General features: G+C 37.1%; 23 protein-coding genes and 2 pseudogenes. 18 read left to right on the top strand and 7 right to left on the bottom strand.

Annotated features, from left to right (window positions below; all coding sequences use genetic code 11):
* Positions 1 to 82: 82 nt before the first annotated feature.
* Positions 83 to 979 (bottom strand): helix-turn-helix domain-containing protein, encoded by an 897-nt coding sequence (locus AC25Y1_RS02530; protein WP_488146354.1) that lies wholly within the window; start codon positions 977 to 979, stop codon positions 83 to 85.
* Between the two features lie 145 nt (positions 980 to 1,124).
* Between AC25Y1_RS02530 and AC25Y1_RS02525 the strand changes: the two genes are divergently transcribed.
* The 12 genes and pseudogenes from AC25Y1_RS02525 (at position 1,125) to AC25Y1_RS02470 (ending at position 8,623) form a co-directional block, all read left to right on the top strand.
* Complete coding sequence (locus AC25Y1_RS02525) at positions 1,125 to 2,477, top strand: amidohydrolase family protein (protein ID WP_488146353.1); 1,353 nt, start codon at positions 1,125 to 1,127, stop codon at positions 2,475 to 2,477.
* A gap of 62 nt (positions 2,478 to 2,539) precedes the next feature.
* A complete protein-coding gene (locus AC25Y1_RS02520; protein ID WP_488146352.1) occupies positions 2,540 to 3,049 on the top strand; it encodes a hypothetical protein in 510 nt (169 codons plus the stop codon).
* A gap of 127 nt (positions 3,050 to 3,176) precedes the next feature.
* Positions 3,177 to 3,353, top strand: coding sequence for a hypothetical protein (locus AC25Y1_RS02515; RefSeq protein ID WP_488146351.1), 177 nt, complete (start codon positions 3,177 to 3,179; stop codon positions 3,351 to 3,353).
* A gap of 73 nt (positions 3,354 to 3,426) precedes the next feature.
* Positions 3,427 to 3,648 (top strand): hypothetical protein, encoded by a 222-nt coding sequence (locus tag AC25Y1_RS02510; protein WP_488146350.1) that lies wholly within the window; start codon positions 3,427 to 3,429, stop codon positions 3,646 to 3,648.
* 4 nt (positions 3,649 to 3,652) lie between these two features.
* Positions 3,653 to 4,132: an SRPBCC family protein gene (locus AC25Y1_RS02505; RefSeq protein WP_488146349.1), complete on the top strand. Its 480-nt coding sequence runs from the start codon at positions 3,653 to 3,655 to the stop codon at positions 4,130 to 4,132.
* A 35-nt stretch (positions 4,133 to 4,167) separates the two neighbouring features.
* Positions 4,168 to 4,395 carry a DUF5613 domain-containing protein gene (locus AC25Y1_RS02500; protein WP_488146385.1) on the top strand — a complete coding sequence of 76 codons (228 nt, stop codon included), beginning with the start codon at positions 4,168 to 4,170 and terminating at the stop codon, positions 4,393 to 4,395.
* A gap of 169 nt (positions 4,396 to 4,564) precedes the next feature.
* A pseudogene (tnpA, locus tag AC25Y1_RS02495) lies at positions 4,565 to 4,941 on the top strand (IS200/IS605 family transposase).
* Entirely contained in the window at positions 4,893 to 6,488 is a 1,596-nt protein-coding gene (locus AC25Y1_RS02490) for a nuclease/transposase family protein (protein WP_488146348.1), read from the top strand. Before tnpA ends, AC25Y1_RS02490 begins: the two are co-directional and overlap by 49 nt.
* 254 nt (positions 6,489 to 6,742) lie before the next feature.
* Positions 6,743 to 6,868, top strand: a pseudogene (locus AC25Y1_RS02485) (DUF5613 domain-containing protein); the annotation flags it as partial.
* Entirely contained in the window at positions 6,848 to 7,339 is a 492-nt protein-coding gene (locus AC25Y1_RS02480; protein ID WP_488146347.1) for a GNAT family N-acetyltransferase, read from the top strand. The pseudogene AC25Y1_RS02485 and the gene AC25Y1_RS02480, both read left to right, overlap by 21 nt.
* Positions 7,340 to 7,473: 134 nt before the next feature.
* The gene (locus tag AC25Y1_RS02475; protein WP_488146346.1) at positions 7,474 to 8,304 is read left to right on the top strand and encodes a hypothetical protein; all 831 of its coding nucleotides are present in this window, start codon (positions 7,474 to 7,476) and stop codon (positions 8,302 to 8,304) included.
* 103 nt (positions 8,305 to 8,407) lie between these two features.
* The gene (locus tag AC25Y1_RS02470) at positions 8,408 to 8,623 is read left to right on the top strand and encodes a hypothetical protein (RefSeq protein WP_488146345.1); all 216 of its coding nucleotides are present in this window, start codon (positions 8,408 to 8,410) and stop codon (positions 8,621 to 8,623) included.
* Positions 8,624 to 8,678: 55 nt separating this feature from the next.
* Here AC25Y1_RS02470 and AC25Y1_RS02465 read toward each other — a convergent pair whose 3' ends face one another.
* The 4 genes from AC25Y1_RS02465 to AC25Y1_RS02450 all read right to left on the bottom strand — a co-directional run bounded on the left by AC25Y1_RS02465 (position 8,679) and on the right by AC25Y1_RS02450 (position 11,134).
* On the bottom strand, positions 8,679 to 8,984 hold the full coding sequence (locus AC25Y1_RS02465) for a monooxygenase (RefSeq protein ID WP_488146344.1): 306 nt from the start codon (positions 8,982 to 8,984) through the stop codon (positions 8,679 to 8,681).
* Between the two features lie 173 nt (positions 8,985 to 9,157).
* Positions 9,158 to 10,105, bottom strand: a complete 948-nt coding sequence (locus tag AC25Y1_RS02460) for an AEC family transporter (protein WP_488146343.1) — start codon at positions 10,103 to 10,105, stop codon at positions 9,158 to 9,160.
* A gap of 303 nt (positions 10,106 to 10,408) precedes the next feature.
* Positions 10,409 to 10,648: a hypothetical protein gene (locus AC25Y1_RS02455; protein WP_488146342.1), complete on the bottom strand. Its 240-nt coding sequence runs from the start codon at positions 10,646 to 10,648 to the stop codon at positions 10,409 to 10,411.
* A gap of 126 nt (positions 10,649 to 10,774) precedes the next feature.
* Positions 10,775 to 11,134: a hypothetical protein gene (locus AC25Y1_RS02450; protein WP_488146341.1), complete on the bottom strand. Its 360-nt coding sequence runs from the start codon at positions 11,132 to 11,134 to the stop codon at positions 10,775 to 10,777.
* 410 nt (positions 11,135 to 11,544) lie between these two features.
* Here AC25Y1_RS02450 and AC25Y1_RS02445 point away from each other — a divergent pair, with 410 nt between their 5' ends.
* Positions 11,545 to 11,862, top strand: coding sequence for a hypothetical protein (locus AC25Y1_RS02445; RefSeq protein WP_488146340.1), 318 nt, complete (start codon positions 11,545 to 11,547; stop codon positions 11,860 to 11,862).
* Between the two features lie 604 nt (positions 11,863 to 12,466).
* Here AC25Y1_RS02445 and AC25Y1_RS02440 read toward each other — a convergent pair.
* Positions 12,467 to 13,255 (bottom strand): SDR family oxidoreductase, encoded by a 789-nt coding sequence (locus AC25Y1_RS02440; RefSeq protein WP_488146339.1) that lies wholly within the window; start codon positions 13,253 to 13,255, stop codon positions 12,467 to 12,469.
* A gap of 238 nt (positions 13,256 to 13,493) precedes the next feature.
* On the opposite strand from AC25Y1_RS02440, the gene AC25Y1_RS02435 reads away from it, so the two are divergent.
* From AC25Y1_RS02435 to AC25Y1_RS02415, 5 genes are all read left to right on the top strand, one after another.
* On the top strand, positions 13,494 to 14,174 hold the full coding sequence (locus tag AC25Y1_RS02435; protein WP_488146338.1) for a LuxR C-terminal-related transcriptional regulator: 681 nt from the start codon (positions 13,494 to 13,496) through the stop codon (positions 14,172 to 14,174).
* A 1,138-nt stretch (positions 14,175 to 15,312) separates the two neighbouring features.
* Positions 15,313 to 15,729: a hypothetical protein gene (locus AC25Y1_RS02430; RefSeq protein WP_488146337.1), complete on the top strand. Its 417-nt coding sequence runs from the start codon at positions 15,313 to 15,315 to the stop codon at positions 15,727 to 15,729.
* A 94-nt stretch (positions 15,730 to 15,823) separates the two neighbouring features.
* Positions 15,824 to 16,150: a GrpB family protein gene (locus AC25Y1_RS02425; protein ID WP_488146336.1), complete on the top strand. Its 327-nt coding sequence runs from the start codon at positions 15,824 to 15,826 to the stop codon at positions 16,148 to 16,150.
* Between the two features lie 270 nt (positions 16,151 to 16,420).
* Positions 16,421 to 16,615 (top strand): hypothetical protein, encoded by a 195-nt coding sequence (locus AC25Y1_RS02420; protein ID WP_488146335.1) that lies wholly within the window; start codon positions 16,421 to 16,423, stop codon positions 16,613 to 16,615.
* A gap of 322 nt (positions 16,616 to 16,937) precedes the next feature.
* A complete protein-coding gene (locus tag AC25Y1_RS02415; RefSeq protein ID WP_488146334.1) occupies positions 16,938 to 17,654 on the top strand; it encodes a dihydropteridine reductase in 717 nt (238 codons plus the stop codon).
* Positions 17,655 to 17,773: 119 nt separating this feature from the next.
* On the opposite strand, the gene AC25Y1_RS02410 is transcribed toward AC25Y1_RS02415, so the two are convergent.
* Positions 17,774 to 18,265, bottom strand: coding sequence for a hypothetical protein (locus AC25Y1_RS02410; protein ID WP_488146333.1), 492 nt, complete (start codon positions 18,263 to 18,265; stop codon positions 17,774 to 17,776).
* Positions 18,266 to 18,395: the final 130 nt, after the last annotated feature.

Below are 18,395 nucleotides of genomic sequence, written 5' to 3'. Positions count from 1 at the left end.
GGTTGTTGAATTAAAGAACGAAAGCATATCCTTCGTATTATAGTAATCCGTCGCGCACCTTTTAATAGGTAGCGCAGCGGACCTATTGAATTGTATTAAGCTTCTTTTCATCCAACACGATTTTCAAATAATTTTCTGCAGTCACTGCAAGTTCTTTTGAACCCAGTTCCGTATAAATCGAAATCGCTTTTTTGACCATTTCAATACCTTTTTCCCGATTGCCGATTTTTATGTCATGAATTCCCTTAATTTGCAACAATGCGTTTCTGGTATAAAGGTCTTTTTCCGGGATATCCAGACTTTCCAAATAACCAAGGAAGACCTTGTATTGTTCCACGTAAAGTGTCGATTTCGATCCGCCCATCAGGTAAGTCAGTGTATTGCTGAGAATGGGGATGATCACTTTGTTAATCTTTTTCAAAGATCCGAAACGCGCACTTTTCTCAAAGGCGGTTTTGGACAGTGTCATAACCATTTCCAGCGGCATAAGGAACATCGTCGAATTATACAATGACAATTCATAATATCCCCAAACTTCCACATCAAAAAGATATCCATATAAAACATCAAGGGTATCATCGCTAGAAGTGATCAATTCACCGCGGATAATACTTTCGTAAACATCCAGCATTAATGTATTGTAGCGAAATGTTTCCAAACCATGTGTTACCCACTTATCTAGTGCGATTTCCCTTAACTGTTCCAATTGCTTCAAGTCACGATTGATATATGCCTCGTTCGCTTTATCAAAGAAATAGTCAACCTGCCCATGACCAACACCATCATGTAGATAAAAAAACTCTTCAAAAGTAAGGGAGAGCTTTTCCAAAAGCTGGGTGATATAACTAAGAGAAATGTCCGACTCACCGCGTTCAAATTTCGATAAAAATGAGACAGATAAAATGCCTGATGCTAACTGCTGCATCGTATAGCCTTTCTGCTCCCTAATCATTCTTAATGTTTCCCCGTATTTTTTCAAGTTCCTATTCCTCCCACCCAATCTATCCTGATTATACCAATTTTTGAACATTCGGTAACTGAATTCCACTATATGAGAAAGTTATTTCATATTTCAATCTATCTAGTAAACTATAGTTATATTCAAAACAAGGGAGGAATCGAGTATGGACTTATCCAAGAAGTTTATATTGAAAGATGCAACAATTATTGACGTTGAGCGTGGGGCCTCTTTTAATGGAGCTATTGAGGTTGATCATGGCTACATTAAGAATATCTATTTTGAAGACAGTGACTTACCATCGGAAATTGAAACGATTGATATGGAAGGGAAGTATATCATTCCTGGTTTAATCGACATGCACTGTCATATTCAGGAAGGCTTTGCACCGCAATTTGTTGCTTCGGGCGTGACGACTGTTCGTAATACGGCAGGTAATGTATTACAACTGAAGAAACTGATCGAATCACCTATTGATGCACCCACACCTAGGGTTTATTCCGCGGATCGAATGATTGATGGACCACCAGGCTTATGGGGGCCAACAAGCTTCGGGAATTTTGTTACTGATGATCCTGATGAGGGGAGAATAGAAGTTAAAAGACAAAAAGATGCAGGCGCAAAGTTCATAAAAATTTATGGATGGATATCCAAAGAAGTTATGGATGCGGTTGTGTCTGAAGCAAACAAATATGGACTCGAAGTTAGCTGTGATTTAATTCATTCTTCAAAAGTGAACGCACTGGATGCGGCCAAATCAGGTGTGAAATGGTTTGAACATGCATCGGGTTTCATACAGGCCATTTACCCAGATTGGTATCCATCGGCGGAACAAGAAGTATGGGATAAAATTGACTGGCAACGTCCGGACAAAGATAAAATCAAGGAATTATGTATACAAATGCTTGCATATAATGTGAAGCTCTGTCCAACTTTAGTGATATTCGACCAAATCGTCCAAATGCCTAATTATTGGCATCCATCAAATATTGTAGCTGAAACAATCGAAAAGAAAGGTTCGCTCAAAGATTATTGGTTGACAAATTCCCAAGAACACGGGGATGCATTAAAAAAACAGTTAGGTAGCCAAACTCAATTTATCAAAGACATAGCAAAAACCTATGCTGATTTGGGAGGCACTGTCGTAACAGGAACAGACACACCGGGTGGCGTTTGGACACTGCCGGGGATGGGGCTCCACCGTGAACTAGAGTTGTTCGTGGAAATTGGATTCACCGAAATGGAAGCACTCCAGGCGGCAACCATCAAAGCAGCGACCTCCGTCAACCTGAAGGATATCGGCATGATTAAAAAAGGGTATATTGCAGACATGGTCATTTTGAATAAAAACCCATTGGAGGATATTCAACATACAAAGGATATTGATCGGGTTATTAAAGGAGGACGTATTTACACCCAGGAAGAAATTCTAGAGAAAATCCCGAGTGACGAATACTTGGAGAAAGACCGCGAGACATTTATGGCGGAGTATGGAGAAATGATGGAGGTTAATTCCTGACCAATTTCAAATTGTAACTTTTCTATGCATTTACCGTCTAAGTTCATACGAGGAGGGATTAGATGAACTTCAAATTTTCTCTTTTAATTTTAACGCTTATAATTCTTATATCATTGGCGGGTTGTTCGGGCTTAAACGCTGCGAATGAAAAGGCAATAAATGCCCGTCCAATTGTGGAAAGTGGTAGCGGAAAGACTTCTGGACATACAATCCTCGAACCGCCGTCTTTAACCATTGATGTTGGGGAAGAGACACTTTGGCCAACGCTTGGCACATATAGTTGGCGTTTTGAGCACGATGACGGGACAGAAACTGCCGTAGAATCAGATTCGTTACCACCACCAGAATCGGTTAATAGCAATAATTCGTTGCAAGTCGAAGTCGGTATGAAAGTTGAACTGAAATTCGACATACAACCAGACGGCTATAGTGTGAGAATATGGGATGACAACAATGTAATAAGCTCCTCAGATGTAGTAGTTATTTCTGGTAAAGGGCAAGTTATCTACGAAGTAATGGCTCACTGGAAACAAGGTACCGCAAGTTATGTCTTTGCTTTGGATGTTGAATAAAATCAGAACGCAAAACCTTGAATTACCATGGGTTTTTAGTGGATTAATGATTTGCAAAGGACGGTAAGGGATATGAAATTTTACGATCAACCAATGAAAGCTTATTTATATAACGATTTAAGTGCTGTTGAGGAACATGATGGTGAACTCATTTATTTTTTTAAAAGAAGGGTACGTGACAGTTCTTGGTGAATTTGAATGTGCGAAATATACGGGCGGAACAGCGTGTCTGATTTTTAATCAGGAAGACGTTATATCCGCTTCAAAAGGAATGCTACGATTTGTTGAGGCAAAGAGTTTATAAAGGTATGCAATTGTAGATTTGTGTCGCATAAATGACAGATTACTGGTAATATTGCATCAAAGGAGATGTGGCTATGGAACAAAAACGTTCAGATAAGAGTAACGTGAAAACTCTTTTAGTTATAGGTAATATTTTACTAATTCTTCTTATAGTTTTTGATGTTTATTTGTTTTTCACAAAAACTTCAATGGTTGTCAAATCACTTTCAGCGGGCTCGTTTGTATTATTAGTAGCTCTACTGGTTTTAAGTCTAGGAAAGACTCCAAAATCACGATTCCGGACACAAGGAGAATGAAATAATGAATGAATACGGGACACTACACGAGTCAAGAGGTCGATATGCTTTAAGATTTGAACGACTTTTCAAGCATAGTCTAGAAGATGTTTTCCAAATCATTACCAATACTAATGACTTCACCCAATGGTACCCTTTCGCAACAGGGGAGATGGACCTCAGAGTCGGCGGCGAAATTGCCTTCGATGACGGTGAAGGAACGACATATAGTGCGACAATCACTGAATTAGAAAAGCCCCATTTATTTGGTTTCCGTGAAGTTGATGATTTGATAAACATTTCATTGCAGGAAGAGGATAAAGGGTGTCGAATGATCTTTACCCATACATTTAACGATGATTCATGGGCAGTAAATACTGCCGCAGGATGGCATAGGTGCCTAGATGTATTGGGCCAAGTCGTCAATGATAAACCAATTAATTGGCCAGACAACTCGGCTGAGCTGCGTGAAATCTATAGTGAAGCATTTAATGTGGAACGTTAAGAAAGTATGAATAATAATCATGTAGAAAGAGGGGCATCAGTCTTAAAGTAAGGAGTACAAAAAATGAAAAAGTAACATTTGAAGATACTTATACACCTGGGAACATAGCTGCTGAAAATACTCATTATAGACATGCTCACTATCCAGAAATGCTAACAAAGTATGATAGTAATTTCATTGAATTTAAAACCTTACCATCTTTAAAGACGTTTAAAGTGGTGGGAAATTACGTAACTTACGAACGAGAAAGCCCACCCCTTTAGGGATGGGATGATAGTGAATTCGGCGTGGGGCACCTCCTTGCGAGGTGTCGTAAGCCGACATCTATCAATTTCTTGTTTTTTTGTTGTATATATCTATGCCTCGATTGCGAACATATGGTCTGTATAGTATAATGTGGATATGGGAGAATATCGAAGAGCCTAGACGACAGTGAGTCTTCTGAACTATCACTTTGTATTTTGTCCTCGATACCGTAGAAAGGCATTTCTTAATGAACAAGTGGACTTTCGCTTCAAAGAGCTAGTTCGACAAATCTGCAAGAAAGAAGATTATAAGATAGCGGCTATGGAAACTGACGAAGGTCACTGCCATCTATTCTTGAACATCCTTCCAACGTACAGCCCTGCGGATATAATGGCGGAAATATTCCTAGCTAATGGACCCGTAGTTATTTCGTATCCACCGCAGGAAATGTATCAACTCAAACGATTAAGCGATATGTTGAGATGCAGAGAAACGTTAGAAAGGAGCAAACCCAATGGCAAGAAAAGACACGACACCAAGCTATGTGCTTGAACTGGAAATGAAAACAACTGCCTATGACCGCAAAATTTTAGGCAAGAAGACACGTATTGGAAAAAGCATCTATAATTCTTGCCTTGGAGAGGCTCTAAAACGATTGAAAGCTGTCCTTGCGGACAAGACCTATCGAATGACAGTAAAAGCAAAACAAGCAATTTCAACCAAGTACAAAACTGCTAAAGCTCAGCATGCGAATAAACGAACAGCAGAAGAGAAAGTAATCATGCGTGAATTTAAACGGCTGACGGTTGAAATTTATACAATCGAACAAAGCTACGGTTATTCAGAATATCAACTTCATGCTTTTGTCGCACCAATCCAAGCAAAGTTCGCCAAGAACATCGGCTCGCTTGAAGCGCAAAAGCTCGCAACGAGAGCTTTCAATGCGGTTGAAAAAGTCCATTATCACCAAGCGAGTAAAGTAAACTTTAAACGTTGGTCGAATGATTTCTCAATCGAAAACAAATTAAATACTACTGGTTTGCGCTATGGAGATGGGTATATCCTTTGGGGCGAACAGACACGAGTCACAAAGAAAAATCCTGTTTCACAGCCAAAAAAAGGCGCAATTAAAGTACCGCTTATTATCAAGCGCAAAGACCGCTACGCGCGTGTTGCCTTATGTCATAGAACTAAATATGTACGCATTATCTCCAGGGAAATTCGTGGCGAGATTCGCTACTTCGCTCAACTCATACAAGAGGGTTTTCCGCCAGATAAATCATGGAAGAAAAACCGTAAAGTTTCTGGTGATGAAACAAAACGTGTCGGACTAGATTTGGGCACAAGTACGCTCGCTATTTCTAGTGAGAAAGCAGTTGAGCTTCATGAATTAGCGCCCGAATGCGTGGCGGATGGCAAGGCACTCCGCAAGATTGAGCGGGCAATGGACAGAAGCAAACGGGCAACTAATCCAGACAACTACAATGAAAACGGAACGATTAAGCGCGGCGTGAAATTAAAATGGCTCTTCTCGAAACGCTATCTACGATTAAAGGCTATCCGCAAAGACCTGCACCGGAAGATTGCGGTTAAACGAAAACAATCGCATGAAATCCTTGCGAACCATGTGCTCTCGCTAGGCTCAGACATTCGTGTAGAAACCATGCGGGTACAAGGACTTCAAAAGCGAGCCAAGGAGACAACACGCAACAAAATGAATGGAAAAATCAACAAGAAAAAACGCTACGGTAAGGTGATCGCCAACCGAGCGCCTGCCATGTTGATTGAGATTATTGACCGAAAACTAACCTATCAAGGTAGAAGAGTCAAGGAAATCAATACTGTTGAAGTCAAAGCAAGTCAATTCAATCATATGACTGGCGAATACACCAAGAAAAAATTAAGCGAACGCTGGAATGATATTCTAGGTGAACGCATCCAACGTGATCTGTATAGTGCTTTCCTAATTGGAAACACCGTCGATACCTTAGATGGGATAGACATAGACTTGTGCAACCGCGGGTGGCAAGACTTTGTCGTGCTGCATCATCTAGAAGTCACGAGACTAGGGCAACACAGTAACAAGCAAATGGAGTGGTATGTCGCTTAATATAGACCAGTCGGAATGACAAAGTTGCCGACTTTAATAAATGAGTGGGTGTCGTAAGCGCGCGAACGGTCTTCATCGGCTAGTCGGAGTAGCGCCGAACTATACGTTCTAGCCCCACGAACTTCTTTGGGAAATCGCAGCAGTGTAGGGATGGCAACCTCAACCGTAAGGTTGATAAGGTCGCTCTAAGAATTGTGATGTAGGTGGCAAGTTTCCACTAATTCAAAGAACCCCACGACTTTAGCCGTGGGAGTTGTCAGTTAAGCGATTATCATCTAAGTCGAGGACAAAAGCATCTGAAATTCTATTTCCCTGAAAATATAAAACCGCAGGGAGAACTAAGTAAATACCTAACTGATATGGATTATGAAATAGGATATCTGGAACTATATGCTATTCAACCTGAACACTTTCCCTCGGTAAGAAACAACTCAGATATAGAAATCCGAGTGGTGACAGAGAAAAATTTAGAAGTACTAATTGATCTACGATATAAAAATGATTTAGAGTTTGGAACTGAGTTCGCGATGCAAAAGGTTGATCTTATAAAACGTCAATTTGAAAGTCAAGATATTCAGCAAGTTTTAGCATTTTATATGGGTTCTCCGGCAGGCTACGTAGATGTCATTATCTCCGATGAAACAGTCGAAATCGATGATCTAGCTGTAGTAGAATCGTTTCAAAATAAGGGGATTGGAAGCCGATTACAAAAATTTGTAATGGAGTCATATTCGGAGAAAGTTGTAATATTAGTGGCCGATGGAGAAGATACACCAAGGGAAATGTACAAGAAACAAAATTATAACTATCATGGATTTAAGTACGAAGTACAAAAAGTTAAGCAAGATTAAGAGTGAAGAATACATAGGTATCATTTTTTAATGGATGGCCTTCTACATTGATAACACATTTATGGAATTAAGCTTATATAGGAATAAAATTGTTAATGAGTTGTGCTTTAATGTTTATGGAAAGGACAAGTAACATGAAAAACATAAAAGGTGTTATATCTTATTTTCTCATGCTTCCTGCTATCGTTTTAGGAACTCTTGCAATGGTATCATACGGTGTGATTACGAGTATTTGGATTCAAAACATAATAATCTGGATGCTAGGAACCGTTTTGGGTTCTGTTATTATCATTAGAAACAAGAATAAAAATAGCAGTAACGGTAATGTTAGTTATCCCGTAATATTAGTAGCTTTATTAGTTTTGCCATTTTGGTTTAATGGTATAGATGGTGTTCATCGATGGCTATCATTTGGACCAATTAATCTATACATAGCAAGTATTATTTTGCCTTTATTAATTATTCATTTATGGAAATTAGCAATAAACAATCGTGAACATTATGTAATCGGGCTAACTTTTATTACTTTAGTAATATTGTTATTTCATCCAGATGCAGGTCAATTAACCGCATTTGCATGTGCTACTGCGATCATTATTTGGAAAAAGATTAGTAATAATATAGTAAAGTCATTAAGCATTATACTTATAGTAGCCTTTGGTATCGTATCGTGGATTTTTCTTGATGATTTAGCACCAGTACCTTATGTAGAACATATAATCTTTTTAGTTGCAGACCTGGGAAGTTTTTGGTTTGTTTTAGGTGTATTGGCTCTTTTATTATTAATATATCCATTCTTTTTTTACGGTAAAAATAATATCACTTCTTTATCATTAGGCGTTTACTTCCTCATGACGATGATTGTTACGTTATTTGGTAATTTCCCAATGCCAATCATGGGATATGGGATATCACCTATTATCGGTTATTTAATTGCCAGTACTTGGCTTAATAAAAATAAATAGTTGGTAAATACACGAAAACCAATAGAGGAATACATACAAGAGGTAATGAATTACATAAACGATTAGACTAAATTATTCTTACTTGAATAAGGGGGTAATTTTTTTGAAGAACAAAAAGTTAAGGATTGCATGGATTATTCCCAATGTGTTTTGTTACCTAATATTTATAGGCTTTTCAACTTTTATAGCTTTAAATGCAGATGGTCTACGAGAAATAAGCCGATTGGATATTTGGTTATTTACAATGATTAGTCTATTTTTCGTATCCATTTTTGGTAGTTATCGAATTTGGACATGGATAAAGGAAGGAAAAATGTAGGAATTCTTAATATAAAAAAGGAGTAGAAGTTGAGCTACTCGCATTGTCAAGTTATTTATTTTACTGGTCCTTTAGTGATCTCAGTAAGTTTAGAATTAATGGCAAAAATCTTTGCGTTAACATCTGCTATACCAAATCCAGCTAATCTTTTCGAATGCATGTCGATATATTTTTCAGCGGTTTCTTTTGTTTCGAAAAGATAAATTCCGCCAGCTTCATTTGTTTCGGGATTTTCTGTCCAAATCTTCCACATAAAACCGTCTTCTTCGTTGATGCTTTTTGCTAAATCAGAAAAGGCAACTGCCATTTCATCTCCCAAAGGTCCATTCATATTAAAATCCACTTGTAATACGTATGCCATGTTCATTCTCCTTTGTTTAATTAGTCGTTGTAAAATAGTATTCCCCTAGAATTGTTTTTGTTTCATAACAATCTGATGAAAATTCTTTTTCAATAATTGTTGGCCCGTTGGTTGTAGAGCTTCATATTCAACGCATTGGATAAAAATGCATTTGGAAATCAATAAAGCCTTCACTAGTTTATAAATGAATGTACCCATAATAGTATGTTGTAAATTATCGGGAGAGTAATGATACAGAGGATCGTAGTCAGCATAACACCAAACGCTGCAAAGGAAGCGTCCGCACCAAATTTTTGTGCATAAACAGAGGTGGTTGAGGCACTGGGCATTGCAGCTGTCAGCATAGCAACGATTATCAGCGTATGTGGAACAGGCAGAAATATAAAAACAAGCAAGCTTAAAGGAAGGATAATCAATTTTAGAATGGAGGCGATCCAAATATAAATATTTTTTCCGTATAGTAGAAAATCCTTCATCTCAATGTCTGCAAGAAAGCTACCAATCAGGATCATTGAGAGAGGAATAGTCATTTTACCGACGCCTTCAAATGTCGTTAAAATCATCTCTGGCCAACTAAACGAAAGGAATAGCATACATACTCCAACCAGGGTTGCCACTATCCCCGGATTGAAAAATAACACACGCCAATTTACGCTTCGGTCATGCCTAGTAAACAGATAAATGCCATAAGTCCAGATTAAAATTAAGTAACAGATATTAAATATGGTTAAGTAGATAATCCCTTGCTCTGCCATCAAAATATAAATGACAGCAAATCCAATAAATCCCTGGTTGCCAAAGATAATTAGGCTCTCAAATACACTTTTTTGCTTGGCAGGAAGTGCGGCTTTTTTTCGCAGATTGGCCGCGATAAATACGGATACAGATAGTACGAAAATAGACATGATGACAAGCCAAATAAAATCGATTAGTAATTCAATGGAAAAAGTCGTTTGAAGCGAGAACAAAATCAAGGCAGGCAAAGTGATATAGAGCATTAGCTGTGTAATGACCTGATTAGCATCTTTACTGAATACGCGAAATTTGCGAGCAGTGAAGCCAATAAAAGTCATTAGATAAAGTGGAATCATTGATAGGGCAAAAGTGCTAATGGATAACAAAAACTGTATCTCCTTTTAAATTAGTGTTGTACTCTATGAATATAGAAGAGGAAAGGTGATAGAGTTTTAGGTAAGGCTTTGCTGTTACCTCTGCCTTTTCTCCTGCTCCACACTACAGTTAACGGGGGGGGCTCTAGTTAGGGGTGTTTAGGTAACTCTTTTTTTCTTATTGAACTTCCATAAAAATTAAAAATTGCTCAAAGTAGCATCTTTCTTTTTTTGATAGGAAACAGTATAGCGACATTAGAAAACCGACTGTAAAAAGTACAGTCGGTAATTCAAAGTCTTTATCTTCCTCACTCATTATTTAATTTCAATCAATTCTAAAAGCACATCAATACTCGGTTCTCCATACATTAAATCTGTACGGTCACCTGTAACATTTAAGGAGAGCTCAAAATCTGGTGTTTTAATTTGTGTCACGACATCATTTCCATCATGCTCATTTATTCCCAACGCCACTCCACCAAATGAATCTACTCGTTTATCATAGTAAACATCATAGATTTCCTGTTTTTCTAGCTCTTCCGCTGGCTCAAACAAACTAGAAGAGTACGATCCAATAATCGTAATATATCCACTTTCTTCTCCTGTTTTTTCGTTTGTCTTATTAGGATTAATGTCTGGTACTTATTCAACATATACAATTACCTTTGTTAAGTGATTGTACTAAATTGTCCTACGGCTTAATTCCTTCCGAATCATTTCAAGCATAGCGGATCGGAGCTTGCGCTCATATGGATCAGTTTCGGATTCTGGCTTGGCAAGATAATTCTCGTTATACTTGATTTCAAGATAGAGGATGTCTGTTGTCTCCATAACGGCATGGCGTTTAGATTTCTCTACTTCTGCCTCGATTTTACCCAACTCATAATCAGCTGGGTCTCGCTGGGCAATTTCCGATAGAATCACCTCTATCGATTTCGGGTCGGGTGCCTGTTCATTGTTTAGCAGTGTAAGTTGCTCATACAATTTCTTATTAGTGAGTTTTTGGACCTTATCTTCACTATATTTCGAAAATAATCTCATGATCTTTCTCCTTTTAGTAAAAGTTGAATTATTTCGCTATATTCAATTATTTTATAAAACTAAAAAGTATTTGCAAAATAAGGTAGGTACAATATCGTGTGTGAATTAAGAGGAGGCCTCATTTTGAAATCTGTTAATATATACACTTTATCATAAGTTATTCATATACCATATTGTCATGATGCCATTGGGTTCCAATTCTTCTCCATTTTATGAATACTTCGACAGAAGACTTCCACTTCAAGGAGTGTATAGGGCACAGCCGAACGAGTAAGTGGGAGATGAATGTCGGTTAGACAATAACCTAAGAATCTCTCACTTCTAAACAAAGTGAAAGTGGGAGTAGTTCAATGATATACTAAACTCTATTAAAAGCGATACTACATAACAGAGAAATGGGGACTGTTAGTATGATGGGGAAATACTTTAAACAACTTTTTTCTAGAGATTATGGACCGTCTGCAACAGAGTTTGCAGCATTGTTGGGCTATAACACATGGAAGGAAGCTCAGGAAAATTCCTATGCCATTTTCTTTACTGTAAATGATGACTTTTGGTTTGCAACGGAACTTTCTGACGACCAATGGGCAGTTTGGATGGAAGAGGGAAAAATGCCGTATCATTTTACTATGTTTTCTACCTGGGATGAGGCTATTACATATCTTCGGGGCTTGTTTGATGAAAGTGCATTACCGGAACGTAACTGGATAAAGAATGCGCCAAAGTAGAAGTTGGGAGATTTTGTTGATAAAGAAACATTCGAACAAAGTTGACTGCTTGCGTAATACCTACTACAAAGGAGTGAAAATAATGTGATTAGTGTCTTTCTACTCATTGGAGGGCTTTTAATGCCTATATTGTGCGTTATATTTTGTTTGAATTTGGTTTCTATATTGAAAAAGGTAAAACATGAAGAAAAAACTACGGTCAATACTGTTTGGCTTACAATATCGTTTACTCTTATTATGTGGAGCATTGCAATGATAGCAGGAGCAGGCATTTATTAAGCTAACGAGTGCTTTAGTGAAAGAACATGTGGCTGCTGAGGCAGTTCTTCTTACTTGTTCAACTAACGGGGCAGGTTAGTTGAATAAGAAATTGGTGGAACAGATTGTAGAATGTGGTTTAGTACAAATGTTTAAAGTAAAATTCCAAAAGAGTTAGTGTCGCTTAACACATTACCTGAAAAACAAAAAAAGAGTAGCAGAGTGCGACTCTTTTAGAGATTGATACATAGTGTTTCACAAATTATTGAACAGAATAATCTCTACTAGTAATTTCTCAATTTAATCAGCGAAAGAACAGCGTTTTGTCTTGATTTCTTTCTTATTATTAAACGGTTTGTGATACTCCACCATCAATTGGAATAACTGCTGCATTAATATAGGATGCTTGATCTGACAGTAGAAAAGCAACGAGATTTCCAACATCTTCAGGTCTACCGTATTTCTTCATCGGGTTTCCACTTACAGATTCTTTAGCGACATTTTCCCAATTATCGCCACCGATTTCTTTCAAATGTTCTTCAACCATTTGCGTCATAATTGCCCACGGTGCGATTGCATTGACAGTGATACCATGTTGACCATACTCAATAGCTGCATTTTTAGTCAGACCTATAACAGCATGTTTACTTGCCGCATATCCAGCTTGATTTCCAGCACCAGCTCGCATGCCTGAAAGAGAAGCTGTACTGACAATTGCACCTTTCCCTTGCTCTTTCATAACTTTAAGTACATATTTCAAACCATAAAAGACACCATTTACGTTAATATCAAGAACCTTGCGAAATGCCTCATTGCCAAAGTCATGCGTTGGATTGTTTTCACCTGCGATACCAGCATTATTGAAAAACCCATCAATACTACCATAAGTATTTACAGTTTCAGTAACGAAGTTTTCGACAGCCTTTTCATCGGATACGTTAGCGGTAATGAGATGAACTTCTGCTTCAGGTATTTCTCCAATTATTTTTTCTTTTGTTTCCTCTAGTCCCTCACTGGATAAATCAACCAATGAAACTTTTCCGCCTTCTCTAGCAATTTGTATTGCCGCTGCTTGTCCCAAACCTGATCCAGCACCTGTAATTAAGACTACTTTCTCATTGAATTTCTTACTCATTATATAACTCCCTCTCCCTTATTATTGAATTTTATTGGAAGATATCGATTAGCTGTGTTAAGCTTTCTCACTTCCAAACGATTTGTCCCCTATATCATTTATTTCCCTTACATATATATGATAACGCTTACCTGAGGTTGTGAACAGTTGTATTTAAAGTGATTTGGCACTATATTTAAGTATAGGTTTCAATATTTTTTTAGCCTTAAGTCTAATTCATCTTGAAAGGAGTAATAAAATGAAAAGTGATTGGAAAGAGAAACTGATAGCAATTCCGCAACTGGAAAATGTGAATGATGGTTTCTTTGAAATGATTAAAGTATTCTATGAGTCATTCCCTTCTGAGTTTGTTCAGCTATATCAATATTCTATTTTTAATGGTAGGATAAGTGGCATTTTGTCATACGAACACCCTAATCTTCAATCGCTCTCATATATTCATCATCCAGCACATGTTAACTCACTTGTACATGAGACGTTATTAAAGGATGAGGTTCGTTTCTTAAATGATAATAATTTCCAAAACTCAATAGGAGCCGAGTTTGTGATACCCAAGCCCATTCATAATATGATACTTATTCCTTTTTCCATAAACGGTATCGTAATTGCATTTATGACAGCTGTTAACGTACAGTTCAAAGTGACAGACGAATTGTTGGAAGAAATGCGTAGCTTTAGTGATAGCAGTTTACAAATACTCCAAATAAAAAACCATGTACATACGAAAGGTTTTACTACTAAGGAACTAAGCGTAATGCAAAGTATAGCTAATGGATATACAACAAAAGAGATTAGTAGTATTCTCCAAATAGGAGAATCAACTGTTAAATATTTTATTCATAATGTAATGCGGAAAACTAATAGCAAAAATAGGACAGAAGCAGTTGTGAAACTTTTACGTATGAACTTATTACATTAAAATCTTAACCATTACCATGGATTCCTTTTTTATTGATTTTAAGTATATGAAGAGAGTTTGAATAGACATCTTGGACAATATTCTTTAACTAATGGGTGCTTTAGTTGAACAATAGGAGATCGTCTGTTGACGGTCATTTTTAGATACTTACAATACGAACTTGTAGAAGGTGACCTATGGACGGTTGCCTTTTTTTTGTAAAAAAGAGGTATTCCTATAACGAAGGAGAATAATAGAGTGGTGGAGGAATGCATCCATCCATTTGATTTTTTCAATGTTTGTAGAGGTGTTCAAATTGAATAATTTAATGATTAATACTGATTTTGGGAAGTTATGGTTTCATAATACATCTAAAATCTTAAGTGAACGTTTTCGCGAACTAATCATACCAATTATCATATTGGGTCTGACTGGATCGCCATTAATGACTTCATTGGTGCTTATATTTCAGAGAATTAGTTCCGTGTTGTTTTCTATTCCCATAGGTAGGTACTTGGATTGAGAAAAAGAATCTGGTTTTGATTTCTTCAATCTGTAATTTAATATATGCTCTATTATTATTTCTATTGGCATATTTAATAACAATCGACATAACGAGCCTTTTTGTTATTGGATCAATATTATTTTTCATGGGTTTAGTGGGGTTGATGTTAAATATTGCCCTTTCAGCTATGGTACCTAAAATTGTTGGGAGGCAACGTTTATTAAGTGCTAATAATTCATTAGAAGCCGCTGATGCGATTGTAACTTAAATTGGTCCAGCCTTGGGTGGAATTATACTTGCGAAATATGGCCCGAACATTACCTTAACTATTTGTGGTAGTTTACTACTTATTTCAATGTTATTTATTTCATCTATTAAATACCGAAATATATGTGAGGAAACGGATGATAAACCCTTGAAGGGAAAACAGAAACTGAAGAGTTTCATTCGGAATTCCCTAGAAGGTGTAAAGTACTCTATGCTAATGGATCTCAAGTTGTAGCGACTATTTCGGCTTTGGTACTCGGATTTTCAACCAGCGTTATTGTGCTAAGTGTTATCATTCATTCTAAATATACGCTCCATTTTTCAGAAGAGTATATTGGAATACTATTATCTTGTGCTGGTATAGGAAATGTCGTTGGTGTACTAATCATGAATAAATTTAAAAATGCAAACTGGTTATACTTTCTTAGTACTTTGATGATCATATCTTCATTGGGTATCTTATTATTGATATCAAATTCATTTATCATCATGTGTGTCGGAATGATAATCTTTGATGGGGCACTTTCTATGGCATTTGTTGTTCAGATAACTGTTCAACAGGGGATTACGCCAGACCATTTGATTGCTAGGGTTCGAAGTTCCATATATGTTTTAGGTGGAATTGCAGCAATGTTAGCGACCCTACTATCTGGTTTGATTTCTGAATGGAACTCTATGGCTGCATTGGCATTTGGATCAATGATTTTATTAGTTAATGGTTTGTTTATTTTTAAATATAAAAAACAAGGCGTAGCAATGGATAAAATCAGTCCAATTTATGCTGCATCAAAAGTAACTGAATGATTGAAGTAATAAATACTTCATTGTTCTAAAGGAACTTTCTAATGTAAGAGCTTGCTGTCCATGCATTTAATAAAGCGGAAAAGGGGGAGATTAGATGGAACGAGTAAGCTTTTGTAATCAAGAAATTTTTAAACGTGATGTAGAGAAAACTTTTACCTCTCAAAGAGACTTCATCCAAAGACTTATTCCGAGCGCAGACATACAACACGTTGGTAGTACTGCTATACCAAATAGTCTTACTAAGGGAGATTTAGATATACAGGTTCGTGTTTCCGAAATTCAATTTAATCAAGCTGCTGAAGCACTCTCTACCGTATATGAATCCAACGATGGAAGTATAAAAACAAATGAGTTTAGGGCATTTAAAGATGATGCGAATATTCCACCTTTAGGTATACAACTGACTGTAATAGGCTCATAATTTGATTTTTTCTGGAAGTTTCGAGATGTTTTACTGCAAAATGAACTATTCAAAATAGAATATGATAATTTAAAAAGAAAGTTTGAAGGAAAAGAAATGGAAGCTTATAGAGAAGCGAAAAATGATTTCTTCAGCAAGATAATACAGACTCCTGAATTCAGGCGATTGAAGACCAATATTGATTGAAGTATATAAAATTTATTATTCAATTAACGGCAGGTTATGAAATGATTGAGCTAATTTAAAATATCTTAACGGAGGCGAATTTAGTTGAAAAAGTTATCTTTAGTTGGGAAGATTAATATTGGGTTAGGAATCATACTTTTCTTATTAGGTATTTTCCTGTTTATAACTGAGCTTTCTGAAGGTTTTTCACTAAAGGATTTCCCCCAATCAATTGCTTTTATTCTTATTGGAATATCTATACTTCTATCAGCATCTTTTTATAAAAAAGGTGTCAATTAGCAGAATTACTATTAAAGTAAAGGGTGCTTTACTGGAACAACAGAATAATCACCTTTTGACAATGACTTGAAAGCAACTAGATCCAACAACCAGGCAGGAGAATAAAGTTTCTTGAAGTATTGAGATAACGTTAAAAGAATATATGGCCCGGATGTCTAACGTATAAAGCCTATTTTTTCTTTCAAATGAAAGAGAAATTAGGCTTTTCATATTTAAATCACAGATATTATCTTAAATTATTAATCTTCATAATTGAGAATTGTTATCATTTAGTATATAATAGAGAGTAATGATAAATATAATTTTGTAGGGGGAACAAATATTGCAAATATACTGGACTAAGATAAATAAGATAATTCAAGAATCGCCTGAGGTTAAAACGTACCTGCTCGACTGTCCGAAAGATTTTACATGGGAAGAAGGTTCTCATACCCATTTCGCTTTGGAAGGTTTTAATACAGGAGAAAAACCAAATCGCGGCCTGATTCGTCATATGTCAATCTCGACGCTTCCAAACGAAAATTCAATCGGCATCACAACACGCATCAGAGAGAATTGTTCTGAGTTCAAAACGGCATTAAGAAATCATGAGGTTGGCAATGAAGTTGCCATATTTAAAACACATTCGAATGTACCACTTAAAAGAGAAGACAAAAATGTGTACCTGCTGTCATCAGGTGTCGGCCTAGCAACTTTCAGACCACTTGTCCTTGATTATTTCGAACGTGCTGACAACGTCAAACATATTCACTCCCTGAATATCGATTCATCAAAAGAATACTTATTCTCTACTATTTTTGAATCAGCACCAGACAAGAATTTCACATCACAGTTCGTCGATAACCGTAAAGACTACTATGAAGAAGTGAAAAACCTTGCTGCTGACAAGGAGGGACTCTTCTATGTTGTCGGGAGTGACGAATTTCTCTTGCAGAACATTGACGTACTGCGTGAGCAGGGCATTAAGTCGGAACAGATTATGCTCGACAAGCGCGAAAGACAACTGCCTGAGTTTTTATCCACAGAAGTGTCAGTTTAAGCGAAACGAAATATATGCTTAGTAATTCATAGATGTTCCAGTATTTTGGAACAACAAGAGCCTAATTTCCCTTTCAAATGAAAGAGAAGTTAGGCTTTTAATTGTTCGTAGCATGACTGTTAGCACATTACAATGATCTGAGAAGGTGTCGTCTGGGCTGGAATACTTCGCGTCGTCGCTCCGAACACAACGATTAAATACCGATTAGCCGGGTTCCTATGGAATTCCTGCCCGTTTTCCAATAGAATTTGCGTATCTCGTGAAATGTTTAATCTGAGATCACCATCGCTGTTGAGCAATTGACGATTGAAAAAATCTACTGTCACATCTTGACCAGGTGCATCCTTCGCCATAACGACTGCCGCATATTGCGGTGGAAAAATTAAAGGTACAGGCGCATCCGCATCATAAAACCCTGTCACCCGGTCACGCACCCTGATGATTCGATGATCTACAAAATAAGTGTCCGGTGCGACCACGAAATTGACCACATCGCCACGCCGGTTTCGAACGGAAAACAATTGATAACAACCACCGTCGACATCATTTGGACGGGTCGGGAAATCATTAATCGCGGTTACCGTCCCGCTGAAAGATTGAAAGTTCACCATGTGACTACCCCCTATGGAAATGAATCTACTATCATATCTAGGTTATGCATAGGGGAGAGTGGGTGCTAGTTTTCACGAAAAAAGTTACCCATCTTTGATATCTAGGGAAAATTACTCTATATTGAAGGAG

Source organism: Sporosarcina sp. Y1009 (assembly GCF_057669865.1).
Note: the sequence above shows the minus strand (reverse complement) of the source record. Positions and strands in the feature narration are given on the sequence as shown.